This is a genomic window from Mesorhizobium sp. M8A.F.Ca.ET.202.01.1.1 (genome assembly GCF_004791595.1).
Lineage (GTDB): Bacteria > Pseudomonadota > Alphaproteobacteria > Rhizobiales > Rhizobiaceae > Mesorhizobium.
In genome coordinates this window covers 253,418-278,878 of the sequence record NZ_SRUN01000011.1, presented here as the reverse complement: position 1 = coordinate 278,878, position 25,461 = coordinate 253,418, and the positions used below count along the sequence as shown (strand labels likewise).

Annotated in this window: 22 protein-coding genes and 1 pseudogene; 14 read left to right on the top strand and 9 right to left on the bottom strand. The window is 65.1% G+C overall.

Annotated elements, in window-relative coordinates; translation table 11 throughout:
* The 5 genes and pseudogenes from EN845_RS36145 to lpdA form a co-directional block, all read left to right on the top strand.
* Positions 1-108 (top strand): annotated as a pseudogene (locus tag EN845_RS36145) (IS110 family transposase); the annotation flags it as partial.
* A gap of 322 nt (positions 109-430) precedes the next feature.
* Positions 431-1,663 (top strand): 3-methyl-2-oxobutanoate dehydrogenase (2-methylpropanoyl-transferring) subunit alpha, encoded by a 1,233-nt coding sequence (locus EN845_RS23870; RefSeq protein WP_127873612.1) that lies wholly within the window; start codon positions 431-433, stop codon positions 1,661-1,663.
* Between the two features lie 3 nt (positions 1,664-1,666).
* Positions 1,667-2,680 carry an alpha-ketoacid dehydrogenase subunit beta gene (locus EN845_RS23865; RefSeq protein WP_127873611.1) on the top strand — a complete coding sequence of 338 codons (1,014 nt, stop codon included), beginning with the start codon at positions 1,667-1,669 and terminating at the stop codon, positions 2,678-2,680.
* An 11-nt stretch (positions 2,681-2,691) separates the two neighbouring features.
* On the top strand, positions 2,692-4,014 hold the full coding sequence (locus EN845_RS23860; RefSeq protein WP_127873610.1) for a dihydrolipoamide acetyltransferase family protein: 1,323 nt from the start codon (positions 2,692-2,694) through the stop codon (positions 4,012-4,014).
* 239 nt (positions 4,015-4,253) lie between these two features.
* A complete protein-coding gene (gene lpdA / locus EN845_RS23850; RefSeq protein WP_127873609.1) occupies positions 4,254-5,648 on the top strand; it encodes a dihydrolipoyl dehydrogenase in 1,395 nt (464 codons plus the stop codon).
* A 58-nt stretch (positions 5,649-5,706) separates the two neighbouring features.
* Here the strand turns inward: lpdA and EN845_RS23845 are convergent, their stop codons facing one another.
* The gene (locus tag EN845_RS23845) at positions 5,707-6,810 is read right to left on the bottom strand and encodes a saccharopine dehydrogenase family protein (protein ID WP_127873608.1); all 1,104 of its coding nucleotides are present in this window, start codon (positions 6,808-6,810) and stop codon (positions 5,707-5,709) included.
* 121 nt (positions 6,811-6,931) lie between these two features.
* Between EN845_RS23845 and EN845_RS23840 the strand changes: the two genes are divergently transcribed.
* Positions 6,932-7,360: an Lrp/AsnC family transcriptional regulator gene (locus EN845_RS23840; RefSeq protein WP_127278168.1), complete on the top strand. Its 429-nt coding sequence runs from the start codon at positions 6,932-6,934 to the stop codon at positions 7,358-7,360.
* Positions 7,361-7,771: 411 nt separating this feature from the next.
* Here the strand turns inward: EN845_RS23840 and EN845_RS23835 are convergent, their stop codons facing one another.
* The 3 genes from EN845_RS23835 to EN845_RS23825 all read right to left on the bottom strand — a co-directional run bounded on the left by EN845_RS23835 (position 7,772) and on the right by EN845_RS23825 (position 10,715).
* Positions 7,772-9,142 (bottom strand): ATP-binding protein, encoded by a 1,371-nt coding sequence (locus EN845_RS23835; protein ID WP_127873607.1) that lies wholly within the window; start codon positions 9,140-9,142, stop codon positions 7,772-7,774.
* Positions 9,139-9,822: a winged helix-turn-helix domain-containing protein gene (locus EN845_RS23830; RefSeq protein WP_127873606.1), complete on the bottom strand. Its 684-nt coding sequence runs from the start codon at positions 9,820-9,822 to the stop codon at positions 9,139-9,141. The genes EN845_RS23835 and EN845_RS23830 overlap by 4 nt, the downstream gene beginning before the upstream one ends.
* Before the next feature lie 107 nt (positions 9,823-9,929).
* A complete protein-coding gene (locus EN845_RS23825) occupies positions 9,930-10,715 on the bottom strand; it encodes a hypothetical protein (RefSeq protein ID WP_127873605.1) in 786 nt (261 codons plus the stop codon).
* A gap of 233 nt (positions 10,716-10,948) precedes the next feature.
* On the opposite strand from EN845_RS23825, the gene EN845_RS23820 reads away from it, so the two are divergent.
* Positions 10,949-11,584: an isoprenylcysteine carboxylmethyltransferase family protein gene (locus EN845_RS23820; RefSeq protein ID WP_127278164.1), complete on the top strand. Its 636-nt coding sequence runs from the start codon at positions 10,949-10,951 to the stop codon at positions 11,582-11,584.
* 4 nt (positions 11,585-11,588) lie between these two features.
* Here EN845_RS23820 and EN845_RS23815 read toward each other — a convergent pair whose 3' ends face one another.
* On the bottom strand, positions 11,589-12,074 hold the full coding sequence (locus tag EN845_RS23815; RefSeq protein ID WP_127873604.1) for a hypothetical protein: 486 nt from the start codon (positions 12,072-12,074) through the stop codon (positions 11,589-11,591).
* Positions 12,075-12,292: 218 nt separating this feature from the next.
* Between EN845_RS23815 and EN845_RS23810 the strand changes: the two genes are divergently transcribed.
* Together EN845_RS23810 and EN845_RS23805 are read left to right on the top strand one after the other, a co-directional pair.
* Positions 12,293-12,658 carry a RidA family protein gene (locus EN845_RS23810; RefSeq protein ID WP_127873603.1) on the top strand — a complete coding sequence of 122 codons (366 nt, stop codon included), beginning with the start codon at positions 12,293-12,295 and terminating at the stop codon, positions 12,656-12,658.
* Positions 12,659-12,688: 30 nt separating this feature from the next.
* On the top strand, positions 12,689-13,924 hold the full coding sequence (locus EN845_RS23805; RefSeq protein ID WP_127873602.1) for an amidohydrolase/deacetylase family metallohydrolase: 1,236 nt from the start codon (positions 12,689-12,691) through the stop codon (positions 13,922-13,924).
* Positions 13,925-14,118: 194 nt separating this feature from the next.
* Here the strand turns inward: EN845_RS23805 and EN845_RS23800 are convergent, their stop codons facing one another.
* The gene (locus EN845_RS23800; RefSeq protein WP_127873601.1) at positions 14,119-15,909 is read right to left on the bottom strand and encodes an NAD(P)/FAD-dependent oxidoreductase; all 1,791 of its coding nucleotides are present in this window, start codon (positions 15,907-15,909) and stop codon (positions 14,119-14,121) included.
* Between the two features lie 173 nt (positions 15,910-16,082).
* Positions 16,083-17,021 (bottom strand): MurR/RpiR family transcriptional regulator, encoded by a 939-nt coding sequence (locus EN845_RS23795; protein ID WP_127872734.1) that lies wholly within the window; start codon positions 17,019-17,021, stop codon positions 16,083-16,085.
* Between the two features lie 314 nt (positions 17,022-17,335).
* Between EN845_RS23795 and EN845_RS23790 the strand changes: the two genes are divergently transcribed.
* From EN845_RS23790 to EN845_RS23760, 5 genes are all read left to right on the top strand, one after another.
* Entirely contained in the window at positions 17,336-18,163 is an 828-nt protein-coding gene (locus EN845_RS23790; RefSeq protein ID WP_127872735.1) for an ABC transporter ATP-binding protein, read from the top strand.
* On the top strand, positions 18,160-19,002 hold the full coding sequence (locus tag EN845_RS23785) for an ABC transporter permease (protein ID WP_127872736.1): 843 nt from the start codon (positions 18,160-18,162) through the stop codon (positions 19,000-19,002). Before EN845_RS23790 ends, EN845_RS23785 begins: the two co-directional genes overlap by 4 nt.
* A 66-nt stretch (positions 19,003-19,068) precedes the next feature.
* Positions 19,069-20,232 carry an ABC transporter substrate-binding protein gene (locus EN845_RS23780; protein ID WP_127872737.1) on the top strand — a complete coding sequence of 388 codons (1,164 nt, stop codon included), beginning with the start codon at positions 19,069-19,071 and terminating at the stop codon, positions 20,230-20,232.
* 259 nt (positions 20,233-20,491) lie between these two features.
* Positions 20,492-21,580 carry a Gfo/Idh/MocA family oxidoreductase gene (locus EN845_RS23770; protein WP_127872738.1) on the top strand — a complete coding sequence of 363 codons (1,089 nt, stop codon included), beginning with the start codon at positions 20,492-20,494 and terminating at the stop codon, positions 21,578-21,580.
* Between the two features lie 312 nt (positions 21,581-21,892).
* Positions 21,893-23,329 carry an amidase gene (locus tag EN845_RS23760; RefSeq protein ID WP_127872739.1) on the top strand — a complete coding sequence of 479 codons (1,437 nt, stop codon included), beginning with the start codon at positions 21,893-21,895 and terminating at the stop codon, positions 23,327-23,329.
* A gap of 226 nt (positions 23,330-23,555) precedes the next feature.
* Here the strand turns inward: EN845_RS23760 and EN845_RS23750 are convergent, their stop codons facing one another.
* Both EN845_RS23750 and EN845_RS23745 read right to left on the bottom strand, forming a co-directional pair.
* Positions 23,556-24,800 (bottom strand): Xaa-Pro peptidase family protein, encoded by a 1,245-nt coding sequence (locus EN845_RS23750; RefSeq protein WP_135907122.1) that lies wholly within the window; start codon positions 24,798-24,800, stop codon positions 23,556-23,558.
* A gap of 70 nt (positions 24,801-24,870) precedes the next feature.
* Positions 24,871-25,401, bottom strand: a complete 531-nt coding sequence (locus tag EN845_RS23745) for an invasion associated locus B family protein (protein ID WP_245511790.1) — start codon at positions 25,399-25,401, stop codon at positions 24,871-24,873.
* Between the last annotated feature and the right edge of the window lie 60 nt (positions 25,402-25,461).

The window sequence follows — 25,461 nt, the reverse complement described above, 5'->3', positions numbered from 1 at the left end:
AACGGTAAGCAACCAAAGGTCGCCATCGTCGCCGTGGCCCGAAAGATTATGACCATCCTCAGCGCCATGCTTCGACACAACCAACCCTGGTATCCAGACAAAGCCTGAAAACACAGTTGCTCATCCGTCTCGGCGCTGACGCGCCGATCCACCTTCTCCCACAAGGGGAGAAGGAAGGTCGCTTCTGGCCCCGCCTTCTAAAAATACCTCCTCTTGCGGCAACCTGCCCGCAACCATTCGCCAAATTGCGTGCCGCCGCTCAACATCGACAAGAAATTTCGCGGACATATCTTCATCTTGAGCGCGGGAGGCCGGATCGGCCGGCGTGGCCGGAACCGATGCCGAAGGGCTTGCCGGGCGAATTCGCACTGGCCTGGAGGCACGGATGTGCAAATATCCGCACCCAGGCAACATTGGAGGATCTGAGGTCATGGCCGATGCTGGGATGTTGCGGTTCCACGTTCCGGAGCCGGAAGTGCGGCCGGGCGGCACGCCTGATTTCTCCAACGTGACCATCGCCGGGGCCGGCTCGGTGCCGCGCCCCGACATCGATGTCGATCCACGCACCATCCGCGACATGGCCTTCTCGATCATCCGCGTGCTCAACCGCGATGGCGAGGCGGTCGGGCCGTGGGCCGGGCTGCTTTCCAGCGAGGAATTGCTGGAAGGCCTGCGCAACATGATGACGCTGCGGACCTTCGATGCGCGCATGCAGATGGCGCAGAGGCAAGGCAAGACGTCCTTCTACATGCAGCATCTCGGTGAAGAAGCGGTGAGCTGCGCCTTCCGCAAGGCGCTGGCGCCCGGCGACATGAATTTTCCGACCTATCGGCAGGCCGGACTGCTGATCGCCGACGGCTATCCGATGGTCACGATGATGAACCAGATCTATTCCAACGAGGCCGACCCGCTGAAGGGCCGGCAGCTGCCGATCATGTATTCGTCGAAGGAGCACGGCTTCTTCTCCATCTCCGGCAATCTGGCGACGCAGTATATCCAGGCGGTCGGCTGGGCGATGGCCTCGGCGATCTCGAACGATTCGCGCATCGCCGCGGCCTGGATCGGCGACGGCTCGACGGCGGAATCGGATTTCCATTCGGCGCTGGTGTTCGCTTCCACCTACAAGGCGCCGGTGGTGCTCAACGTCGTCAACAACCAGTGGGCGATCTCGACCTTCCAGGGCATTGCGCGCGGTGGCTCGGGCACCTTCGCGGCGCGCGGGCTCGGCTTCGGCATCCCGTCGCTGCGCGTCGACGGCAACGACTATCTCGCCGTCCACGCGGTAGCCAAGTGGGCAGCCGAGCGGGCCCGCAGCAATCTCGGACCGACGCTGGTCGAATACGTCACCTACCGCGCCGGCGCCCATTCCAGTTCGGACGACCCCTCCGCCTACCGGCCGAAGACCGAGTCCGACGCCTGGCCGCTCGGCGACCCAGTCATGCGGCTGAAGAACCATCTCATCAAGCTCGGCGTCTGGTCGGACGAGCGGCACGCGCAGGCCGAGGCCGAAATCCTCGACACGGTCATCGCGGCGCAGAAGGAGGCGGAAAGCCACGGCACGCTGCATGCCGGCGGCAAGCCGTCGACGCGCGAGATGTTCGAGGGCGTGTTCGCCGAGATGCCGCCCCATCTCAGACACCAACGCCAGCAGGCGGGAGTCTGACCCATGCCAAGACGGACCATGATCGAGGCCATTCGCGACGCCATGGACGTGTCGATGGAGCGCGACAGCAAAGTCGTCGTGTTCGGCGAGGATGTCGGCTTCTTCGGCGGCGTCTTCCGCTGCACCCAAGGCCTGCAGGCAAAGTACGGCAAGAGCCGGTGCTTCGACGCGCCGATCAACGAATCGGGCATTGTCGGCTCGGCCATCGGCATGGCCGCCTATGGCCTGAAGCCGTGCGTCGAAATTCAGTTTGCCGACTACATGTATCCGGCCTACGACCAGCTGACCCAGGAAGCGGCGCGGCTGCGTTATCGCTCCAATGGCGACTTCACTTGCCCGATCGTGGTGCGCATGCCGACGGGCGGCGGCATCTTCGGAGGCCAGACGCACAGCCAGAGCCCGGAAGCGCTGTTCACCCATGTGTCGGGCCTGAAGACGGTGGTGCCGTCCAATCCGCATGACGCCAAGGGCCTGCTGATCGCGGCGATCGAGGACCCCGACCCGGTGATCTTCCTCGAGCCGAAGCGGCTCTACAACGGTCCGTTCGACGGCCATCACGATCGGCCGGTGACGCCATGGTCGAAGCACGAGCTCGGCGAGGTCGCCGACGGCCATTATACCGTGCCGCTCGGCAAGGCGGCGATCCGCAGGGCGGGTACGGCTGTCACGGTGCTCGCCTACGGCACCATGGTCTATGTCGCCCAGGCCGCGGCCGCGGAAACCGGCATCGACGCCGAGATCATCGATCTCAGGACGCTGCTGCCGCTCGACCTCGACACGATCGTGGCCTCGGTGAAGAAGACCGGACGTTGCGTCGTCGTGCACGAGGCGACGCTGACCTCCGGTTTCGGCGCCGAACTCTCGGCGCTGGTGCAGGAAAACTGCTTCTACCAACTGGAGGCGCCGGTGGCCCGCGTCGCCGGCTGGGACACGCCCTATCCGCACGCGCAGGAGTGGGAGTATTTTCCGGGGCCCGCGCGCGTCGGCCGTGCCCTCATCGAAACATTGGAAGCTTAGGGAGGCCTGAGATGGGCGAACACATCATCAAGCTGCCCGATGTCGGCGAGGGCGTCGCCGAGGCGGAACTCGTCGAATGGCATGTGAAGATCGGCGACATCGTGCGCGAGGACACGGTGCTTGCCGCTGTCATGACCGACAAGGCGACGGTCGAAATCCCGTCGCCGGTCGATGGCGAGATCCTGTGGCTGGGCGCGGAGATCGGCGACACGGTGGCGATCGGTTCGCCAATCGTGCGGCTGAAGGTGGCGGGCGAGGGCAATGTGAAGGCCGCCGGCAAAGAAGCGGAACCAACCGCAGAGGCCGAAGCGCCCGCCAAGCTGCCGAGCCCGAAACCCGAAACCGCACCGTCGCCCAAGGTGGCAAAACCCGCCGAGGCACCGGTGAAACCCGCATCGCCTGCCGAGAAGACCACTGCACGGGCCTCTGCCGGCGCGCCGCGCCCGGAAGGCGAGAAGCCGCTGGCGTCGCCAGCCGTCCGCTTGCGGGCGAAAGAGGCCGGCATCGATCTCAGGCAGGTTACCGGAAGCGGCCCCGCCGGCCGCATCGGCCACGAAGACATCGAGGCGTTCCTGGCGCGCGGGCCGCAACTGGCCAAGACATCGGGTCTCGCCAGCAACGATGCGATCGAGGACATCAAACTGGTCGGCCTGCGGCGAAAGATCGCCGAGAAGATGACGCTGTCCAAGTCGCGCATCCCGCACATCACCTATGTCGAGGAGATCGACGTCACCCCGTTGGAGGAATTGCGCGCCGCGCTCAACAAGGAAAAGCGGCCGGCCAAGGGAGGCGCGGAGAGGCCCAAGCTGACGCTGCTGCCGTTCCTGATGCGGGCGATGGTCAAGGCCATCGCGGACCAGCCTCAACTCAATTCGCTGTTCGACGACGAGGCCGGCATCATCCACCAGCATGGCGGCATCCATATCGGCATCGCCGCGCAGACGCCGTCGGGGCTGGTGGTGCCTGTCGTCAAGCATGCCGAGGCGCGCGACATCTGGGATTGCGGCGCCGAGGTCGCCAGGCTGGCCGAGGCGGCCAAGTCGGGCACTGCGACCCGTGACGACCTGTCCGGGTCGACCATCACCATCACCTCGCTCGGCGCCATGGGCGGCGTGGCGACCACGCCGGTCATCAATCATCCGGAGGTCGCGATCATCGGCGTCAACAAGATGATGGTGCGGCCCGTGTGGGACGGCACACAGTTCATCCCGCGCAAGATGATGAACCTGTCGTCGAGCTTCGACCACCGCGTCATCGACGGCTGGGACGCGGCGGTGTTCGTGCAGCGGATCAAGGCGCTGCTGGAAACGCCGGCGCTGATTTTCGTGGATTAGAGGGGCGGCGGAATGACCGAGATGACTGCGGGACAGCGCCCCCCTCTGCCTTGCCAGGCATCTCCCCCACAAGGGGGGAGATGGGACGTCACGCCGGGTTTCGCCAATCTCTATCATCGCAAGAATGAGCGAAGCGACGAAGCTGCCAATCTCCCCCCTCGTGGGGGAGATGTCCGGCAGGACAGAGGGGGGCGTGAAGAATCTCGACGGAGCATTCCCTCGGGTCGAAGGGTCACATCATGAAAGAAATCTCCTGCAAGCTGCTCGTCATCGGCGCCGGTCCGGGCGGCTATGTCTGCGCCATTCGTGCCGGTCAGCTCGGCGTCGATACGGTGATCGTCGAGGCCGGCAAGCCCGGCGGCACCTGCCTCAATGTCGGCTGCATCCCCTCAAAGGCCCTGATCCACGCGGCGGAGGAGTTCGAGAAGGTCGCGCACATGGCCGGCGGCAAGAGCCCGCTCGGCATTTCGGTCACGGCACCGGTGCTCGATCTCGCCAGGACCGTGGCCTGGAAGGACGGGATCGTCAGCCGGCTCAACAGCGGCGTTGCCGGCCTGCTCAAGAAAGCCGGGGTGAAGACCGTGCAGGGCTGGGCGACCTTTCGCGACGGCAAGACCGTCGAGGTCGAGACCGAGACGGGAAGCCAGGTGATCCGGGCCGAGACGATCGTCATCGCGACGGGCTCGGCGCCGGTCGAACTGTCTTTCCTTCCGTTTGGCGGGCCTGTCATTTCCTCCACGGAAGCCCTGGCGCTGAGCGAAGTGCCCAAGAAACTCGCGGTCGTCGGTGGCGGCTATATCGGGCTGGAGCTCGGCATGGCCTTTGCCAAGATGGGCGCCGAGGTGACCGTGGTCGAAGCCCTGCCGCGCGTGCTGGCGCAGTATGATTCGGAACTGACCGGGCCCGTGGTCAAACGGCTCGCCGCGCTCGGCATTGAGGTGATGACAGGCGCCAAGGCCAGGGGCCTGTCGACGAAGGGCGACGCGCTGCTGGTCGAGACATCCGACGGCAAGAGCGGCAAGGTCGCCGCGGACAAGATCCTGGTGACGGTCGGCCGCAAGCCGGTGACCGAGGGCTGGGGGCTCGAGCAGATCGATCTCGACACGGCCGGAAAATTCATCAGGATCGACGACCAGTGCCGCACCTCGATGCGCGGCGTCTTCGCCATCGGCGACGTCACCGGCGAGCCGATGCTGGCGCACCGGGCAATGGCGCAGGGCGAGATGGTTGCCGAGATCGTCGCCGGCCACAAGCGCAACTGGGACAAGCGCTCGATCCCCGCCGTCTGCTTCACCGATCCCGAGCTGGTGACGGCGGGCCTGTCGCCGGAAGAGGCCAAGGGCCAGGGCGAGGTCAAGATCGGCATGTTCCCCTTCGCCGCCAATGGCCGCGCGATGACCAAGCTCGGCGAAGACGGGTTCGTCCGCGTCGTGGCGCGCGCCGACAATCACCTGGTGCTCGGCATCCAGGCGGTCGGCCAGGGCGTGTCGGAACTGTCGGCGGCGTTTGGGCTGGCGCTGGAAATGGGAGCGCGGCTGGAGGACATCGCCGGAACGATCCATGCCCACCCGACGCAGGGCGAGGGGTTCCAGGAAGCGGCGCTGAAGGCGCTGGGGCACGCGCTGCATATTTGAGCGCGGCGTTGGTCTTTCCTTCTCCCCTTGTGGGAGAAGGAAGAAAGGCTGGCGCTCTTCACCCCGCCAGCCGGCTTACCATATCGTGCTGGGCATAGGCGCGGCCGAAGCGGTTGGCGAGGAAGGCGTCGAGCGCGATCTCCTCCTGCTTGACGAAGCCTGTCCCCGGCAGCGAGCCGTCAGCCAGCATGTCGAGCACGGCGCAGATTCCGGAAGCCGTGGTGATCTGGATGGCGCTGCGCACCGTCTGGCCGACCCGCCTGGAGTAGATCTTGTTGGCGTAGGTCTCCTGCAGCAGACGGCCTTGTCTGCGGCCACTGACGGTGACGAAGACGATGACCACGTCCTGCAGCGTCGCCGGCAAAGCACTTTCGAAAATGTCCTTCAACACGTCGCGGCGATGGCGCAGGCCGAGATCGTTGAGCAGCGCCTTCATGATCGCGGCATGGCCGGGATAGCGGATGGTGCGGTAGTTCAGCGTGCGCACCTTGCCCTTCAGCGTCTCGGCCAAGGTGCCGAGCCCGCCGGAGGTGTTGAACGCCTCGTAGGTGACGCCGTCGAGCGAGAACTCCTCGCGCTCTTCCAGCGGCGGCACTTCGACCAGCTCGCCTTCGACGATCGCCTCGCAAGGCTCGCAATATTCGTTGATGACGCCGTCGGTGCTCCAGGTCAGATTGTAGTTCAGCGCGTTGGACGGGTATTGCGGCAGCGCGCCGACGCGCATGCGCACGCTTTCCAGCGTGTCGAAGCGGCTGGCGAGGTCGTTGGCGACGATCGAGATGAAGCCCGGCGCCAGCCCGCATTGCGGGATGAAGGCGCTCTTGGCGGAACGGGCCAGTTCCTTGACGCGCCTGGTCGAGACGACATCCTCGGTGAGGTCGAGATAATGCACGCCGGCGCTGGCCGCCGCCTCGGCGATGCGCGTGGTGAGATGGAAGGGGGCGGCGCTCAGCACCGCGAACTTGCCGGTGAGCGCCGCCTCGAGCGCACCGACCGCCGCGATGTCGAGTTCGAGCGTCTCGACGCTATCGGGCACCTCGGCAGCAGTGAGCTGTGCCGCCGAGCGGTCGACGAGGGTGACCTGGTAGTCGCCCGTTTCAGCAAGCATTTCGGCGATGGTCGAGCCGATCTTGCCGGCCCCGACGATAACGATTTTGTTCATGGTCAAATTCCCCTGCGATCCGCGTTTGCCGGAATCATCGCAGCTTGCCTGTCGAAAGGAAGCGTGGAATCCTGCAATGTGAACCCTATCTTTTGTCGAATTGCCGAAAGGATTCGTCGAAATGCTCAGTGATGCCGAACAGGCCCTGCTTTCGCTGCTGCGCGCCAACGCGCGCGCCTCGACGGCCGAACTGGCGCGCCAGCTCGGCGTGTCGCGCACGACGGTGCAAAGCCGGATCGAGCGGCTGGAGCAGCGCGGCATCATCACGGGCTATGGCGTCAGGCTGTCGCCGGACTATGAGCAGGGGCTAGTCAGGGCACATGTGCTGCTCACCGTCACGCCCAAGCTCGCCGACAAAGTGGTGCGCGCCCTGCAGGCGCTGCCGCCGGTCAGGACACTGCACTCCGTCAGCGGCAATTTCGACATGATCGTCATCGTCGACGCGCCGTCGATCCGCGACCTCGACACGCTCCTCGACCAGATCGGCGCCATGGAGGGGGTCGAACGGACGTCGTCGTCGATCATCCTGTCGACGCGGATCGACAGGTGAGTACTCAGGACTCGGGCTCCTCGCTCCCGCCAGAGGCGCTAAGCATGCGCGCATTTCCGGGCGGCTGGTAGCGGCGATCGCGTGGCATGACGGCTTAGCGCGTGAATTGTCTTGTGCCGCGCTGGTCGACCCCCACTCCGTCTCGGCTTCGCCGAGCCACCTCTCCCCCGATCGACGGGGGAGAGGAAAGGCGCCAGGCCTTTTTAGCCGTCAACGCGCGTCCAGCAACGCTCCCTTCCTTTCCCTCCGGAGGGGGGAAAGGTGGCGCTGCGAAGCAGCGACGGATTGGGGGAACCACGTGGCAATCAAGCCTCGGGCCGATCACGTCAGTCACAGAAGATGTGTTCATAGCGTAGCCAAAGCGGGGGCGAGGAACCCAAGCTGGCCTGGCCAGCACCGGCAATTTGTCGGCTAAGCCGTAGCTACGGGAAAACTCACCACCACGGCAAGGCCAGGCTTACGGTCCTCAAGCGCGATGGTCGCGCCGTGCAGATCGGCGATGGCCCGGACGAGGCTGAGGCCAAGGCCGCTGCCTGGCGTCGATCGGCTGTGGTCCAGCCGGTAGAGCCGCTGAAACACTTTTTCGCGCTCGCCGGCGGGAATGCCGGGGCCGTTGTCGGCAACGCTGGCAAGGACGCGGTCACCCCGACGCGTCACCGCCAGTTCGATCGAGGTGCCGGCCGGGCAATGGCGCAGCGTGTTCTCCACCAGATTGGCGACCATCTGCGTCAGCAGTTCGCGATCGCCATGGACCCGGTCCACCATTTCGTTCAGCTGCGTGGGCGACAGCACCTTCCCGTCATCCTCGGCCACATCGGTGTAGATCTCGGCAATGGTCCGCAGGATCTCGCCGAGATCGACATCGGTGAAGCGCGCCTTGCGCGCGCCGGCCTCGATCTGGGCGATCCGCAGCAGCGCATCGAAGGTCTCGTTGATCTGGTGGCCTTCGGAACGCGCGTCGGCGAGATCGTCGGAGACGTCCTGGCGCCGCGCGGCCTTGTCGGCGGCGCTCTCCAGGATCATCTGCAACCGGTTGAGCGGCGTCTTCAAATCGTGCGCGATGTCGGCGCTGACCTGCTTCATGCCTTCGACCAGCGCCGACAGGCGATCGAGCGCGGCATTGACCTGGCTGGAGACGATGTCGATGTCGTCGTCCTTGCCGGTCAGCGGTATGCGGGTATCCAGCCGGCCATGCGAGACGTCAACCATGGTGGCGGCAATGCCGTCGAGACGGCGCTGGACGCGCGAGGCGAGCAGGGCGCCGCCGGTGACGGCCAGGCCGGTGATGATCAGGGTCGCCCAGCCGAAGCTCATCAGCATGATCGTTTCCAGCTCCTCCGTCTCGGAGAGGCTGAAGGCGACGGTCAAGGTGTTGGCGCCGACCGAACCGGAGTAGGCGCGATATTCGGTCCCAGCGGGCAGGCCAGGCATCTCGGCGCCGAACATCGAGAAGCCGTCGGGAAGCCCGGCCGCGGTGAAGTTGCCGGCCAGGCGGTTACCGGCCGCGTCGGTCAGCGAAAACAGCTGCTCCTTCTTCGGGCTGAGCGTGGCGTGGCTCTCCACGGTCTCGACCAGCTCCTTGGGATCGCTGTCGGAATAGGCTGAGGCGATGACGGCGTAGGTTTCCTTGATGGTGTCGTCAAGCTGCTCGGCGAGATCGGCGCTCATCATCTGGTAGACGATCGCGCCCGCCAGCACGAAGGCCAGCATGAACAGGAAGGCGAACGTCAGGGCGAGCCGGAACGGCGTGCTGCGCAGCAGGCGGGTCCATGCCTCCGTCATGCGGAAAGCGGCGCGTGCAGACTGTAGCCGGTGTTGCGGATGGTATGGATGAGCTGGGTTTCGAACGGCTTGTCGACCTTGGCCCGCAACCGGCTGATATGGGTTTCGACGACACTGGTCTTGGGATCGAAATGAAAATCCCAGACGCGCTCCAGAAGCATGGTGCGGGTGATGACGCGGCCCTCGCCGCGCATCAGCACCTCCAGCAGGCTGAACTCCCTCGGCTGCAGGTCGATCGGCTGGCCCTGCCTGACGACGCGCCGCATGATGAGGTCCATCTCCAGGTCGGCAACCTTCAACACCGTCTTCTGCTCCTGCGCCGCCGGCCGCCGGCCGAGCGCATTGATGCGGGCGAGCAGCTCGGAAAAGGCGAAGGGCTTGACCAGATAGTCGTCGCCGCCGGCCTCGAGGCCCTCGACGCGGTCGTCGATGCCGCCGACGGAGGTGAGGAAGATCGCCGGCGTGCGCACGCCCGCGGCGCGAACCGCCTTGACCATCGACAGGCCATCGAGACCGGGGATCATCCGGTCGGCGATGATCACGTCGTAGCCGCCGCTGGTCGCCGCGAAAAGCGCGTCATGACCGTCGCGCAGGAGGTCGCAGACATGGCCGGCCTCGGTCAGCCCCCTGACGACGTAATCGGCCGTCCTTTGGTCGTCCTCGACAAGAAGAAGTCGCATCGCTGTTCCGGTTGATTGCCGATGTCGGGGGCAGGCTATCACCGGCACGGGTTGGTTCCTAGGACCGCGGTGATGCTGGCCGATCCCGCGGCGCTCGCCGCCTGGGTTCAATCCGAGTCCAGCAACATCTCGTCGAGCTCGTCGGCATTCTTTCTCAGCGTCATGTAGAGAACCAGGGCGACGATGCAGCCGAGGAAGACCAGGCTGGTGAAGGTGGTGCCGAAGCCGAGGCCGCCATATTCGACGGGCTGCGACAGCCAATCGCCGAAGGACGCGCCAAGCGGCCGCGTCAGGATGTAGGCGAGCCAGAAGGCCAGGATGCCGTCCAGACGGAGCAGATAGTAGGCGAGAGCGATGAGCGCGATGACGCCGCCGAACAGCAGGCCCGTGGTCAGATAGCCCATGTCGAAGCTCTCGGCGACCAGATCGCCGGCGGCGGTGCCGAGCGAGAAGGTGAAGAGGATCGCCAGCCAGTAGAAGATCTCGCGCCGGGTCGTGAAGATGGTGTGGATCGACAGCGTCCGTTCGGCTGCGTACCAGACCGCGAACGTCGCCGCGAGCACCACGGAAAAGGCAATCGTGGTGGTCTGCAGGCGCACGCCGAACGTGTCGACGAGATTGTCGGTGATCAGCGTGCCGACGACGCTGATCAGCACCACCGCCAGCCAGTAGGCCCAGGGCACGTAGCGCTTCTGCGCGAACTGGGCGACAAGGGCGATGACGAGGACGCCGGTCATGATCAGCGAGGTGACGGTCAGTCCGAGCCCGAGATTGACGGCGAGATAGTCGGCCGCCGTCTCGCCCATGGTGACGGCCATCAGCTTGATCAGCCAGAAATCGACAGTGACGTCGGGAACCCTGTTTTGGTTTGGTGCGGTGGGAAGCGCGAGCATGGCAGATATCCCGATGTCGATGGTTGCGGTGGCGATCCGGCATCCGGACAATAGGCAAGCGGCTTCACCCCAGCCTGTCCGCTGGCATACAAATTCGTAAGGATCGCTGTCGTTGACGCAAAAGGCCTTTACGAAAGCCTCGCGGTGCGCTGATAGAGGGCGAGCGCCTTGTATCCGCCATCAATGGCGTGCCCCAGTGGCCGGGCTCGCACGGAGCGCCCCAGGAAACACGAATGACCTACGCCTCCCTCAAGCCGGTTTCGAAGGCTTTCGATCAGCGCAAGCGGCTGATTTTCATCCGCATCGCGGCGGCGCTGGCGGTGCTGCTCCTGTTCCTGACCAAACCGGCGCTCAGCGAAGGCTCGGATGGGCACGAAACGCTCGAACTGGTCGGCTTCTGCCTGGTGCTGATCTGCGTCGTCGGCCGGCTGTGGAGCATCCTCTATGTCGGCGGCAAGAAGAATGAGGAGCTGGTTTCGACGGGACCGTTCTCGATGAGCCAGAACCCGCTCTACTTCTTCTCGACGGTCGGCGCGGTCGGCATCGGCCTGCTCTACGGCTCGCTGGTGGCCGCCGCCGCCCTTGGCGTTGCCAGCTTCCTCATCTTCCGCGTCACGGCGCGCAAGGAAGCCGAATATCTCCTGGGCAAGTTCGGCGCGGCCTATACAGCCTATATCAAGGCGACGCCCCGGTTCTGGCCGAACCCGCTGCTCTACCGCGACAATGACGAGCTGCAGTTCTCGACGCGCGCGCTGCGGCGCACCTTCTTTGACGGACTCTATTTCCTCGCCATCTTCCCGGCCATCGAGCTTATCGAGTATTTGCGGGAGACCGGCGTGATGTTCCCGGCCTTCGTCACGCTTTACTGATCGGCTAGCCGCCCAGCGGATAGGGCATGTAGCCGACGAAGCCTGATATCTTCCAGTTCGCCCCGACCTTCCGACAGAAATACAGCGTCTGCCATTTCAGCCGGTCGACGCTGCCATCCGCCTTGGCGACGCTGCCGTCGAACTTCTTGTGCAGCACGGCGCGGTCGCCGTCGACATCGATGTCGCGCAGATTGGTGACGCGAAACAGCGCCTCGCGCAGCGGCTCGGCGAATTTGGTCGCCGCCGTCTCCTTGGCCTGGCGCAGCCACTCGTCGCGATAGATTTCCAGCCTGGGGAATTGCAGCCGCCAGGCATCGGCGTTGGCCAGGAAATGCGCGTGCATGCCAAAGAAGCTTTCGGCGACGAAGTCGTTCTCGACCATGGACCAGTCCTGGCCGATGAAGGCGTCGATGTCGCGCCGCACCAGCATCTCCCACAGCGCGTGGCGGTCGGCGTCGCCTGAAGGAAACGGGTTCTTGTCGAAGGTCATTGTCGGGGTCTCCGTCTCGCAAGGGCGTCTGTCCGTCGTGGCGTCGAGCCCGTCCGGCAAGCGCGTACGATGCAAGCGCTTCTGTAATAAAGCAACACGGATTTCGAAGAATGTTGCTTTCCAACAAGGCCCCTATCGGGATCGCCCCGATCGCGGTAAATCTCCCCCAAAGCGGGTGCCGCCTCGGTGCCTCGCCGCGTCATCGGAGGAGCCATCCCGTGCCCAAGCAGACTTTTGGAACGTCCCACGTGCCGCTGTCGCCCGCCGTGCGGGCCGGCGATTTCGTCTTTATCTCGGGCCAGGTTCCGGTCGGCGGCGACGGCATCGTGGTCAAGGGTGGCATCACGGAACAGACCGAGCAGGTGCTCGCCAACGTCAAGGCCGCGCTGGCGCTGGCCGGCTGCACGATGGACGACGTGGTCAAGACCACTGTCTGGCTGGAAGACGCGCGCGACTTCGGCGCCTTCAACGCGGTCTATGCCAGGCATTTTCCCAAAAATCCGCCGGCGCGCACGACGGTCGAATCGCGGCTGATGATCGACATCAAGATCGAGGTCGAGGCCGTCGCGTACAGGCCGGCCTGAAAGACGAAGCAACAAGGCGGAGGCATCTCCATGCAATTCGACCTCCTGCTGAAGGGCGGACGGCTGATCGATCCGGCGTCCGGCATCGACGCGCCGCGCGATGTCGCTATCGCCAATGGCCGTGTCGCCGCGGTCGACGCCGACATCCCCGTGACCAGCGCCGCGCAGGTGGTCGATGCGACCGGTTGCATCGTCGCGCCCGGCCTCGTCGACCTGCACAGCCACGTCTATTGGGGCGGCACCTCGCTCGGCGTCGATGCCGACCGGCTCGCAGCGAAAAGCGGAACCACCACCTTCATCGATGCCGGCAGCGCCGGTGCGGGCAATTTTCTCGGCTTCCGCCGCCATGTCATGGAGCGCTCGAAGGTGCGCATCCTGGCCTATGTCAACATTTCCTTTGCCGGCATTTTCGGCTTCTCGCAGACGGTGTCGGTCGGCGAATGCAGCGATCTCCGGCTTTGCGAGCCGCGCGAGGTGGTGGCCGCGGCGCGCGAGCACGCCGACGTCGTGGTCGGCGTCAAGGTCCGCTCCGGCAAGCATGCAGGCGGCACCAGCGGCATCGCGCCGGTGGATCTGGCGCTGGAGGCCGCCGACAAAGCCGGACTGCCGCTGATGGCGCATATAGATGAGCCGCCACCCGGCCGCTCCGAAGTGCTGCCGCGCCTGCGCCGGGGCGACATCCTCACCCATTGCTTCCGGCCGTTTCCCAACGCGCCGGTCTTCGCTTCCGGCATGGTGCGGCCCGACATGCGGCTGGCGCGCGAGCGCGGCGTCATCTTCGATCTCGGCCACGGTATGGGCTCGTTCGACTTCGACGTCGCGCGCGCGATGCTGGCCGAAGGGCTGGCGCCCGACGTCATTTCGAGCGACGTGCATCTCTACTGCGTCGACGGGCCGGCCTTCGACATTCTGGTCTGCATGTCGAAGCTGATGGCGCTCGGCATGCCGGTGGCCGAGGTCTTGCGCGCGGCGACGCAAGCGCCGGCGCGGGCGATCGCCCGGCCGGACCTCGGCACGCTGGCGGTCGGTACCGTCGGCGACGTCGCCGTGCTGCGGCAACGCCCAGGCCGCTTCACCTTCGTCGATGCGGTTGGCGCCTCGCTCACCGCCGATCAGCGGCTGGTATCGGAAGGCATCGTCATCGGCGGCACCTGGTGGCCGAACGAAGCGGTCAACGATGTCGGCGAAACCGAGCGTTTCGCGGCGCATGCGCGACATACGCATGTCGAGGTGGCGGCCCGGCATTTCGGGCACCGGCATGAATGATCAGCCAATCTCCCCCCTCGTGGGGGAGATGCCCGGCAGGGCAGAGGGGGGCGCGAAGGAACGCAAACCCTGGCCATCCTGCGACCTGCAAAGAACCTGTGCCAAGCGCAATTGCAATCGGCTGAGAGGCCGGCGGGACAGCGCCCCCCTCTGGCCTGCCGGCCATCTCCCCCACGAGGGGGAGATCAGCAGCTTCACTGCCCAGCGTTACTAGGCTTGCCATAAACCGGCGTATCGATCCCCTCCATCCTCGCTTTGATCTGCAGCGCGACATATTTCGAATAAAACCGTGACAGGGCCAGATTGCCGCCGTGGAACCATAGGGCTTCCTGTGCGGTCGGTTTCCACATGTTGCGCAATTCGCCTTGCCAGGGGCCGGGGTCGCCCTTGACGCCGGAGCCGAGCCCCCAGCACGGGCCGACCTTGTCGGCGACTTCGCGCGAGACAAGCGCCGCCACATTCTCGTTCATCGACTGGTAGCCGGTGCAGGCGACGATGGCGTCGGCCTCGAGCTCGCTGCCGTCCTCGAACAGGATGCCTTTCGGCGTCAGTGATTTGATGGCGACGCCGCTGCGGATGCCGACCTTGCCGTCGATGATCAGGTCCGAGGCGCCGACATCGATGTAATAGCCCGAGCCGGTGCGGTAGGCCTTCATCAGCAGGCCGGTTTCGTCGTCGCCGAAATCCAGCGCGAAGCCGGAGGCGGCGAGACGCTCATAGAAGGCCGCGTCGCGCGCGCGGATGACGTCGTAGAGCGCGCGCTGGCCCTTGGGCACCAGCGCGAATGGCGTCGAGGCGACGATCATGTCGGCCTTTTCCGTGGTGATGCCGCGCGCCAGCGCGTCCTCCGAAAAGATCTCGAAGCCGACCTGCATCAGCGTGTCCGACTTGACCACGGTGGTCGGCGAGCGCTGGATCATGGTGACGTCGGCGCCGCTCTCCCAGAGATCGACGCAGACGTCGTGCCCGGAGCTGGCCGCTCCGATGACGGCGACCTTTTTGCCGCGGAATTTCTCGCCGCTGGCATACTGGCTGGAATGCAGCAACTCGCCCTTGAATTGGTCCGCGCCGGGCAGCTCGATCTTGCGCGGCGGACCGTAGGCGCCGGTGGCAAAGACGATGTGCTTCGGCTTCAGCGTAATCTGACGACCGACACGATCGACCACCACGGTCCATTCTTTCTCCGCCTCGTCGTAACTGGCGCTGAGGCACCTGGTGGCGACCCAGTAATTCAGCTCCATGACGCGCGTGTACATCTCCAGCCAGTCGCCCATCTTGTCCTTGGGCGTGAAGACGGGCCAGTTGTCGGGGAACGGGATGTAGGGCAGATGGTCGTACCAGACCGGGTCGTGCAGCACGAGCGTCCGGTAGCGGTTGCGCCAGGAATCGCCCGGCCTTGCATTCTTCTCGATAATAATGGTGGGCACGCCGAGCTGACGCAGCCGTGCGCCGAGCATGATGCCGCCCTGGCCGCCGCCGATGACCAGGCAATAGGGCTGCTCCGAGACGCCGAGCTCGCGCGTCTCGCGTGCCCGCGCCTCCGACCAAGTCTCGCGCTGGGGGTCGGCCTTGTGGCGTACGCCGAGCGGCCGCGCCGGTCCCTTGCGCTCCTCGAACCCCCTGAGGTCGGTCATCGCCGTGAACAGGGTGCGGCAGCGGCCGTCGCTTAGCCGCATGATGCCTTGTCCCGTGGCCACAGCCGTTTCGAAGGTGAACCAGGCTTCGATGGTGCCTTCATCCGAGGCCGCTTCGCCGGTAATCCGCCACGCGGTCGGCCGGGTCGTCGCCAAAGTCGACTTCAGCATGCCGGCGATGGCCTGGCGCCCTTCCATCGTCGTGACGTTCCAGGTGAAGGTCAGAAGGTCGCGCCAGTAGCAATCGTCGACGAACAGGTTGCTTGCGGCGAGCGCATCGCCGGATTCGAGCGCCTGCGCCAGGGATGCGAGCCATGCGGCTGCCTGTTTCGTCGGTGCCATTTCGAGCATGTCTTCCCTCTTTCTTCTTCCTTCTCCCCTTGTGGGAGAAGGTGGATCGGCGCGCAGCGCCGAGACGGATGAGGGGTGCGCCACGGGGTGCCGTCGGTGCCAAGCTGGAACACCCCTCATCCGTCTCCTTCGGCGACACCTTCTCCCACAAGGGGAGAAGGAAGAACGCCTCATCAATCTCCGAGCGGCTCCATTTCCTTGCCCGTGCGGTGGATCTGGGCGTTGTACTTGATGCGGCGGACCGTTTCGCGGGCGGAGCCGTCGAGCTTGTAGGCCGAGGCCACCGCCAAAAGGTCGATCATTGCCAGGAAGGCATAGCGCGAGGCGGTCGGCTTCAGCGTGTCGGGATATTCGGGCACGGCGACCGTCAGCCTGACGTCGCAGGCGCGGGCGAGCTCGGTGTCGGGCGCAGTCACGGCGATCGCGTTGGCACGGTAGTGTTTGGCCAGTTCGACGGCCTCGATCACTTCGCGGGTTCGCCCGGTCGCGGAGATGGCGATCACCAGGTCGCTGGGCTTCAGCGTCGAGGCGGTCATGCGCATCAGGTAGGGGTCGCATTGGGCGCTGATCGAGATGCCATAGCGAAACAGCCGGTACTGCGTCTCCTGCGCCAGCGCCGAAGAGCTGCCGCCGAGCCCGAACACGGTGACCTGGCGGGCCCGGGCGATCAGCTCGGCCGCCTTTTCCAGCTCACCCGGATCGAGCTGCCGCTCGGCCTCCTGCAGTGCCCGCCGCGCTTCGCCGAACACGGCGTTCCAGAACGGCATGCCGGTGTCGCCCTCCCTGGCCGGCGAGGTGTCCAGATAGAGCGCGCCGACGACGAGGCTCTGTGCCAGCTTCAGCTTGAAGTCGCGCACGCCCTCGCAGCCGATGGCGCGGCAGAAACGTGTCACCGTCGGCTCGCTGACGCCGGCGCGCTGGGCCAGCGCCGCGTTGGAGGCGTCGACCGCGTATTTGACATTTTCGAGCACGACATCGGCGACGCGGCGTTCGGCCGGGCGCAATTCCGCGTAGGAATCCTTGACGAGCGAGATGATGTCGGGAATGCGCCGGACGGGCTCGCCCCCGGCTCCTTCTTCGTCCACGATCGGATGGCTGGCAGCTTCGGTCATGAAGGCGGTCTTCCCTAGCCCGTTTTCGACCTGACCTCTTATCATGTTTGCACGCCGTCGTTCCATGCGCCCGGCACTGTTGCAGCCAATGCGTGCCGCAAGGACGGCACCGCGTGCGCCTCTCTAACTATGTAGGAAAGCAACAAGGATTTCAAGGCAAAGAAAACTTCGCAAAAACAATCGGATAACTTACATCTACGATTTTGATGATACGCTTACCACCACCGGTGCTTGACAGCAAAGTAGGATAGTTACACACTGATTTCTGGCAGTCTGATGACCTATTGGATCATCACGCAATCTCCGAGGGGCGGATGAACGCGGGCGAAGCAACAACGCCGAAGCTTGGCGTGCAGGCAGCGACCAAGATCTATCACACGGCGTCCGGCGACCTCCTGGCGCTGGACCGCTGCAGTCTCGACGTCAGGGCCAATGAAATCGTCTCGATCGTCGGCCCGTCGGGTTGCGGCAAGACCACCCTTCTGTGGTCGATGTCGGGCCTGCACAGGCTGACCAGCGGCGAGATCCGGCTCGATGGCAAGGCGATCACCGGGCCACATCCCGATATCGGCATCGTCTTCCAGGAAGCCAACCTTCTGCCGTGGCGCAATCTCGACGCCAACATCCGCTTTCCCTTCGAGATCAAGGGCGAAAAACCCGACCGCGCCTGGATCGCGCACCTCCTGAACCGCGTCGGCCTCGATGGTTTCGGCGGCAAGTTCCCGCGCGAGCTTTCGGGCGGCATGCAGCAGCGCGCGGCAATCGTGCGGGCGCTGGCACTGAAGCCTTCGGTGCTGCTGATGGATGAGCCGTTCGGCGCGCTCGACAGTTTTACCCGCGAGGAGATGAACCGGCTGGTCGAGGAGATCTGGCTCGACACCAAGACCACCATCGTCTTCATCACCCACTCGATCGAGGAAGCGATTTTTCTCTCCGACCGCGTGGTCGTGCTGAGCGCGCGGCCGGGCAAAGTCGCCAAGGAATATCGCGTGCCGTTCGCGCGGCCGCGTTCGCTGGAGATCATGGCGACGAAGGAGGTTTTCGACCTCACCAACCGGATCAAGATGGACATTGTCGGTGAGCGCACCAGGCCGAAGGCGCCGGAACGCCCGAGCGCCGAGATCGTGAGGATCAGGCCGTGAGCGACGCCATCCCGGAATTCTCCAAGGCCAAGTCGGGTGATGGACAGGACGTCAGCCTGACCAACCTCTCGGCCTTCGCCAGCGGCCCCGGCATCAAGTCCGGGAAAGAGGTGGCGGCTATCGTCGCCGTCGCCGTCTTCATCATCGGCGGCATCGAACTGGCGCTGCGGCTGTTTCATGTGCCGCTCTACATCATGCCGCCGCCGAGTTCGATCGCCTATGCGCTGTTCGACGAGTTTCCGCTGATCGCGCCGCATCTCGGCTACACGCTGGTCGAGCTGGTGTCCGGCTTTGCCATCGGCGCGGTGATCGGGCTGGTGCTGGCCGCCGTCATCACCCAGTTCCCCTTCGCGGAAAAGATCGTCGCGCCCTACATATTGCTGCTGGTCACCACGCCGATGCTGGCGCTGGTGCCGCTGCTCATCTTGCGCTTCGGCTTTGGCTACACGCCGCGCATCATCGCGGTGGCGCTGGCCGCCGGGCCGATGGTGATGATCAACGCCGCCACCGGCTTTCGCCGCGTCGACAGCGCCAAGATCGCGCTGGCACGGTCCTACGGCGCCAGCACCTTGCAGATCTTCTGGAAGATCCGTGCGCCGATGGCGCTGCCGATGATCCTGGTCGGGCTGATGATCGGCGCCATCTTCGGCCTGCTCACCGCGGTCGGCGCCGAGATGGTGGGCGGCGGCTTCGGCCTCGGCAACCGGCTCACCACCTATTCGTCGATGATCCAGATGCCACAATTCTTCGCCGTGGTGCTGATCCTGTCGATGCTCGGCATCCTGATCTACGTGCTGTTCTTCCTCATCGGCAAGAAATGGGCGAGCTGGGAGGCTTGAGCAGAGGGCAATGACCGCGCCCCGGAGGCGGGCGACTGACCAACATCAAACAAAAAGGGGAATGCCATGACCAACGACAATTTCATCCACCAGGCGGGAATGAGCCGCCGTACGTTCCTGCAGGTCACCGGCGCTGGGTTGGTGACGGCAACCGCGCTCGGCGCGTCGGGCCTCAAGGCCAAAGCCGAGGCCTATGGAAAATTCACCTGGATCTCGCCGCGCGGCACGCTCGAAGTGCTCGACGATTATCCCTACTGGGCGGCCAAGAAGGCCGGCTATTTCGACGGGCTCGACACCGACATGCAGCCGGGACCGTCCGACGGCACGGCAACCGTGAAGTTCGTCGATGTCGGCCAGGCCGACATGGGCTTTCCCTCGCCCGGCGTGTTCTCCTTCGCCATCCAGAACGGCATGAAGCTGAAGTCGGTGTTCCACATGGGCGCGCGCGACACGTTCTCCATCGCCTTCCGCAAGGGCGAGGGCTCGAATGACCTGAAGAAGCTCGAAGGCAAGACTATCCTGCTCGGTTCCGCCGCCTGGCAGTCGATCACCGATCCGCTGCTGGCCGCGCAAGGCGTCGACATCAAGAAGGTCAAATATGTCGAGGCCGGCTGGCCGACCTGGGGAACCGCGCTGGCCGGCGGCCAGGGCGACGCGGCGCTGTCATGGGAAGGCTTGCGCGCCGAATGGATCGCCAAGGGCCTCGACTTCGAATACTGGCTCGGCGTGAAGAACTCCAAGCTGCCGGCGAACACCTTCGTCGTGCGCGCCGCCGATCTTGCCGATCCGGACAAGAAGGCGTTCCTGGAAAAATACCTGCGCGGCTGGGCGATGGGCCTGGAGTTCGGGTATCAAAATCCGCGCGCGGCGGTCGAGGCGGTGTTCGAGCAGTTCCCGACGCTGGCCAAGAATCTAGGGCCGGAACTTGGCACCACGTCGATCCTGCAGCAGATCAACGTCTTCCGCGGCGACATGGACAAGCGCGGCGGCTGGGGTTCGCACGACATGGCGAGCTGGCAGGGCTTCTTCGACGAGATCCACAAGATCGGCCAGATCACCAACCCGGTGAAGGCCGAGGATGTCTGCACCAACGATCTCATTCCCGCGGCCAACAGCTTCGACAAGGCCAAGGTCAAGGCCGATGCCGACGGCGTCAAACTGTCGGAAGGCTTCGCCGCGCTCGATGTCGAGAAGATCAAAGCGCATCTGTTCGATTCGGCGGTCAAGTAGCACCGGCATTGCCGAAGTCGGCGCCGCCCCTCACCTGCCTGCCGGCATCCTCTCCCCGTTACGGGGAGAGGGGCGCTCGCGTCGATGATTTCGCCAATCGCTAACGTTGCGGCCAGCTACTTTCTCCCCGTCACTATACGGGGAGAAATGCCCGGCAGGGCAATGAGGGGCGGCGCCAACCTGGCGTGATTTGCTCTGGACGAAGCAACAAGGGCGGCAGCGCGCCGCGCACGATTCAATCAGGAACTGGGAGGCTGATGTGGCCGACAAGGTAAAAGTGCTGGTGGTGGGTCTGGGCAATATGGGCGCGTCGCACGCCAGCGCCTATCACCGCTCCGAGGGTTTTCAGATCGTCGGCATCATGAGCCGCTCGATCAAGAGCAACGCCAAAATCCCGGCCGAACTTGCCGGCTATCCGCTCTACGAGGATTTCGACCTGGCGCTGAAGGAGACGAAGCCGGACGCCGTCTCGATCAACAGCTGGCCCAACACGCATGCCGAATACGCGCTGAAGGCGATCGCGGCCAATTGCCATGTGTTCATGGAAAAGCCGCTCGCCACCAATATCGAGGATGCCGAGAAGGTGGTGGCCGCCGCGCGGGCGAAAAACCGCAAGCTGGTGCTCGGCTATATCCTACGCGTCCATCCCTCGTGGATCAAATTCATCGAGGTCGGCAAGACGCTGGGCAAGCCGCTGGTGATGCGCCTCAACCTCAACCAGCAGAGCAGCGGCAGCGCCTGGCACTGGCACAAGAACCTCATCGATTCGCTGATCCCGATCGTCGATTGCGGCGTGCACTATGTCGACGTCATGTGCCAGCTGACCGGCGCGAAGCCGGTCCGCGTGCACGGCATCGGCGCCAAATTGTGGGCAGAGGCCGACAAGCAGAATTATGGCCACCTCCACGTCACCTTCGATGACGGCTCGGTCGGATGGTACGAGGCCGGCTGGGGTCCGATGATGAGCGAGACGGCCTATTTCGTGAAGGACGTCGTCGGGCCGAAGGGTGCGGTGTCGATCGTCGCCGGGCAAGCCGCCAGCACCGCCTCCGAGGCTGAAGTGTCGAACTCCGCCGACATCGATCGCCACACCAAGACCGATGCGCTGAAGATCCACTATGCCGCGGTCGACGGCGACAAGAATTTCAAGAAACCGGACGAGATCGTCAGCATGGAAGACGAGCCCGGCCATCAGGAATTGTGCGACCGCGAGCAGGCCTTCTTCCTGCGCGCTATCCGCGAGGACCTCGATCTGACCGAGCAGATGGACGCGGCGGTCAACAGCCTGCGCATCGTGCTCGCGGCCGAACAGAGCATCGAGCTGGGGCGGACGGTAGAACTGGGCTGATGCAATCCGGCCGCTGGCGCTGGAGGAGGCGCCGGCGCGGCCTGAACTTCCAGGGCAAAGATTGGAGCCTCCACAGGACAATCGTTTCAGGTTCGCGTAGCCCCTCATTGCCCTGCCGGGCATTTCTCCCCGTATAGTGACGGGGAGAAAGACGCGGTCGCTGATGATTTCGCCAATCACCAGCGTTGCAGAAGGAGTGCCGACGATCGCGACAGCCCCTTCTCCCCGTCACTATACGGGGAGAAGGGGCCGGCAGGCGGATGAGGGGCAGTGTCAACGTCGGCAATTGGCGTCGAGAATTGGGAGAGAGACATGATCACCGACAGTCTGTTGAAAACCTACGCTGACTCAGACGCGCTTGACCTGGCCGCGCTGGTGCGTGGCGGCCAGGTTTCGCCGGCGGAGCTGGTCGAGGCGGCGATCACGCTGGTCGAGCGGTTGAATCCGTCGCTCAACGCGGTCATCCACCGCCTCTACGACATGGCGCGCGCGCAGGCGCGCACAGTCGACAGATCGGCTCCCTTTGCCGGCGTACCATTCCTGCTCAAGGAACTGGCCTCCTCCTGGACAGGCGCGCCGAACACCAATTCCTGCCTCTATCTGAAAGACGTCGTCGCCGACTTCGACACCGAAGTCGTTCGCCGCATGAAGGCGGCGGGACTGGTGCTGGTCGGCAAGTCGAACGCGCCCGAAAACGGCTGGTCGATCACGACGGAGCCAAAACTCTACGGCACGACGAAGAACCCGTGGAAGGAAGGCATCACGCCCGGTGGATCGAGCGGCGGCGCGGCGGCGGCCATCGCCTCGCGCATGGTGCCGATCGCGGAAGCAAGCGACGGCGCCGGCTCGATCCGCATTCCCGCCTCCTGTTGTGGCATTGTGGGCCTGAAGCCGTCGCGTGGCCGCGTCAGCCTCGCGCCATTCGGCGACTATTGGTATGGCGGCGCCTATTTTCTCTGCTGCTCGCGCACGGTGCGCGACACGGCGGCCTATCTCGACGCCGTCGCCGGCGCGTTGCCCGGCGAGCCCTATACGCCGCCGGTGCCGGATGCGTCCTGGCTCAGCCTGTCGGCGAGCGCGCCGAAGAGATTGCGCATCGGCTTCACCGTCACGCCGCCCAACGGCACGGCCATGGATCCGGAGGTGAAGGCTGCGGTGCTGGCGACCGTGGCGACGTTGGAGCGGCTTGGCCATGATGTCGAGGAGCACGACATGCCGCTCGATGCCAACGGCGTGTGGACGACCTACACCAACATGACCTGCGTGCAGACGGCGGCGACCTTCGACTATCTCGAAACGGTGATCGGCCGGCCGGCAACGCCTGGCGATGTCGAGGCGGTGACCTGGGCGATCATCCAGCGCGGCCGCGCCACCAGCGGCATCAGGCACATCTGCGATGTCGAGCAGCTCAGGCAGGTCGGCCGCGACATTGTCGGTGACCTCAATGCTTACGATCTCTTCGTCACGCCCACCTTGACGCAATTGCCGCGTCCGTTCGGCTATTACGACATGTCGGAGACGGACATCGACCGCTACAACGCCAAATGGGCGGACGCGGTGTTTGCCTTCCCGTTCAACATTTCAGGCCAGCCGGCGATCTCGCTGCCGCTCGGCTGGTCGAAAGGCGGCGTACCGATCGGTGTGCAGCTCGTCGGCCGCTACGGCGACGAGGCGACAGTGCTGGCGGCGTCGGTGCAGCTCGAGCAAGCGATGCCCTGGAAGGACAGGCGGCCGCCGGTGAGTGCTTAGCAGCCAAGGGCCTAAGCATCGGCGTTCGCGCTTTACGGCGCCCCCCCCTGGCCTGCCGGCCATCTCCCCCACGGGTGGGGAGATTGGCGGCTTCGGCGCCGGCTCCTGTTCTTGCCATGTTGAAGATTGGCGACGGCGGCTACGACAGTCGATCTCCCCCCTCGTGGGGGAGATGCCCGGCAGGGCAGAGGGGGGCGCCGTAGAGTGCCAACGGTGATAGGGACCGCTACCCAATTCTCTCCAGCCGCCTCGGCAGCCGGTTCATGGCGACCGGTCCATCCGGCGTGATCAGGAACTGGTCCTCCAGGTTGAAACTGGCGAGGCCGTCGATGTAGAGCGGGATCTCGAAGGCCAGCACCATGCCTGGCTCGATCACGACATCGCTGCCGGCCGCGATGAACGGCCATTGTTCGGAAAAAACCGATTGGCCGACGCCGTGGCCGAAATGGCCGCGGCGGTAGGAGCGCAGGCCTTGCCGCGCCAGGCTGTCGGTGGCGACGCGATGCATATGGGCTAGCGTGTTTCCGGGGACCAGCTCGGCCAGGCCATTCTCGAAGGCGCGCTCGGCAATGGCGTGCAGCTCCGCCTGGTCCGCCGAGGGCGGGCCGAAGGTGAAGTTGCGCGACATGTCGGAGGCGTAGCCGCCGACCGTGCAGACCATGTCGCATTTCAGCGGATCGCCAGCCACGGCCCTGGCTTCGGCGCCCTTGGCCCGGGCACCCAGCGTCATATATTCGGCCGTGGCGACCGGATGCGAAAGCCCGGCCGCCGCCGTGACGACGCCCTGCCGGTAGAGCGCGACGAGGTCGCCCTGGCGCATGCCGGCCATGGCATCGACCTGCAGCCGCTCCAGGCCGGCCTCGGACAGGAGGATGCCTTGCCGCAGGAGGTCGATCTCGCGCTGCGACTTGAGGGCGCGCAGCCGGTCCAGCACGGGTGAGCCGTCGACGACGGGACAATCCGGCAGCAGTGCCTGGATGGCGGCAAAATCGGCGGCGGCAATGAAGTCGAGGTCGAGGCCGAGCGTGGCGCGCTCCAGCCCGAAATCGAGGAGAATGGCTTGCAGCTGGCGCACCGCGCCGGCGAGGTCGAAGGTGGCGGGCCGCGAGAAATCCGGCGAGCGATCGAGCGAAGCCAGGCCGGCCTCGATACGCGCCGCCAGGGGAAGCCCGGCAGGCCCTGTCTCGACCGGCGCGGATTCGATCCAGATCGGGTGCGAACGCACAAACATTTCGGGCGCCGAGGTCCGCAGCTGCGCGGCGTTGAAGTCCGCCACCACGACGCCGATCGGCAGGTCCTGTCTGGCCGGGATGACGACGAAGCCGGCGCCGGCGCGCCGGAACAGGCCGGCCGGGCCGATCGACGCGCCGGTCGCATAATGGAAGGCCTCGGGCGCGCAGAGCACCAGCGCCGCGATGCCGGCGCGTTCCATCAAATGCGTGGCGCGCTGGCGGTCGACAAAGCCCGTCATGAAATTTCTCCATATGCCCGAACCGGCAACGGAGCATTAAGGGTGCGGACAATCAAGCGGCCGACAAGGGCTACTTGATCGATTCCAGCTTGGTAAGCGCGGCGGTGAAGCCTGCCAGCGATACCGGGATGGTGACCGGCTTGCGGGTGACGGATTCCATGCCGATGTTCAGATTGGTTCCCGATTTCATCGCCTTGACCAGATCCGGCGGCAGCGGCGTGGCGGCATAGGCGCCGTTCTGGTCGCTGGTCTGGATGGCGATGGTCGTCTTCTGGCCCTGGTCGACCTGATAGCTGGCGCCGGACGGCAGGAACAGGCCGTGCGGCAAAGCGAGCAGCATGGCAAGGCTGCCATTGGCATTGTCGCGGCGCACCGTCACGGTGAGCACGCGCTGTCCTGTCTTGGCTTCGGTCAGGTTCTGCGACAGCTGGCATTGAAGCTCGGCGTTCGCCGAGCCGCTGGAGCAGTTCACCGCCCAGGGATTGGCGTCGGCCGGCTTGGGCGGGGCCGATTGGGGCTGGGCCGGCTTGGCCGCGTCCTCGGCAAGTGCGGGTCCAGCGACCGACAGGATGAGCCACAGAGTGACAATACCTACGGCCAAGCCTGAAATATTAGCTCTCGCTAAAGCAACTGTCATATTCCTTGTGCCCCGGCTGGTATT

Bases quoted from the DNA above. Each gene is read 5' to 3' on its own strand.
- EN845_RS23870 (WP_127873612.1), top strand. From the start codon at position 431: ATGGCCGATGCTGGGATGTTGCGGTTCCACGTTCCGGAGCCGGAAGTG.
- EN845_RS23865 (WP_127873611.1), top strand. From the start codon at position 1,667: ATGCCAAGACGGACCATGATCGAGGCCATTCGCGACGCCATGGACGTG.
- EN845_RS23860 (WP_127873610.1), top strand. From the start codon at position 2,692: ATGGGCGAACACATCATCAAGCTGCCCGATGTCGGCGAGGGCGTCGCC.
- lpdA (WP_127873609.1), top strand. From the start codon at position 4,254: ATGAAAGAAATCTCCTGCAAGCTGCTCGTCATCGGCGCCGGTCCGGGC.
- EN845_RS23845 (WP_127873608.1), bottom strand. From the start codon at position 6,810: ATGAACAAAATCGTTATCGTCGGGGCCGGCAAGATCGGCTCGACCATC.
- EN845_RS23840 (WP_127278168.1), top strand. From the start codon at position 6,932: ATGCTCAGTGATGCCGAACAGGCCCTGCTTTCGCTGCTGCGCGCCAAC.
- EN845_RS23835 (WP_127873607.1), bottom strand. From the start codon at position 9,142: ATGACGGAGGCATGGACCCGCCTGCTGCGCAGCACGCCGTTCCGGCTC.
- EN845_RS23830 (WP_127873606.1), bottom strand. From the start codon at position 9,822: ATGCGACTTCTTCTTGTCGAGGACGACCAAAGGACGGCCGATTACGTC.
- EN845_RS23825 (WP_127873605.1), bottom strand. From the start codon at position 10,715: ATGCTCGCGCTTCCCACCGCACCAAACCAAAACAGGGTTCCCGACGTC.
- EN845_RS23820 (WP_127278164.1), top strand. From the start codon at position 10,949: ATGACCTACGCCTCCCTCAAGCCGGTTTCGAAGGCTTTCGATCAGCGC.
- EN845_RS23815 (WP_127873604.1), bottom strand. From the start codon at position 12,074: ATGACCTTCGACAAGAACCCGTTTCCTTCAGGCGACGCCGACCGCCAC.
- EN845_RS23805 (WP_127873602.1), top strand. From the start codon at position 12,689: ATGCAATTCGACCTCCTGCTGAAGGGCGGACGGCTGATCGATCCGGCG.
- EN845_RS23800 (WP_127873601.1), bottom strand. From the start codon at position 15,909: ATGCTCGAAATGGCACCGACGAAACAGGCAGCCGCATGGCTCGCATCC.
- EN845_RS23795 (WP_127872734.1), bottom strand. From the start codon at position 17,021: ATGACCGAAGCTGCCAGCCATCCGATCGTGGACGAAGAAGGAGCCGGG.
- EN845_RS23790 (WP_127872735.1), top strand. From the start codon at position 17,336: ATGAACGCGGGCGAAGCAACAACGCCGAAGCTTGGCGTGCAGGCAGCG.
- EN845_RS23780 (WP_127872737.1), top strand. From the start codon at position 19,069: ATGACCAACGACAATTTCATCCACCAGGCGGGAATGAGCCGCCGTACG.
- EN845_RS23760 (WP_127872739.1), top strand. From the start codon at position 21,893: ATGATCACCGACAGTCTGTTGAAAACCTACGCTGACTCAGACGCGCTT.
- EN845_RS23750 (WP_135907122.1), bottom strand. From the start codon at position 24,800: ATGACGGGCTTTGTCGACCGCCAGCGCGCCACGCATTTGATGGAACGC.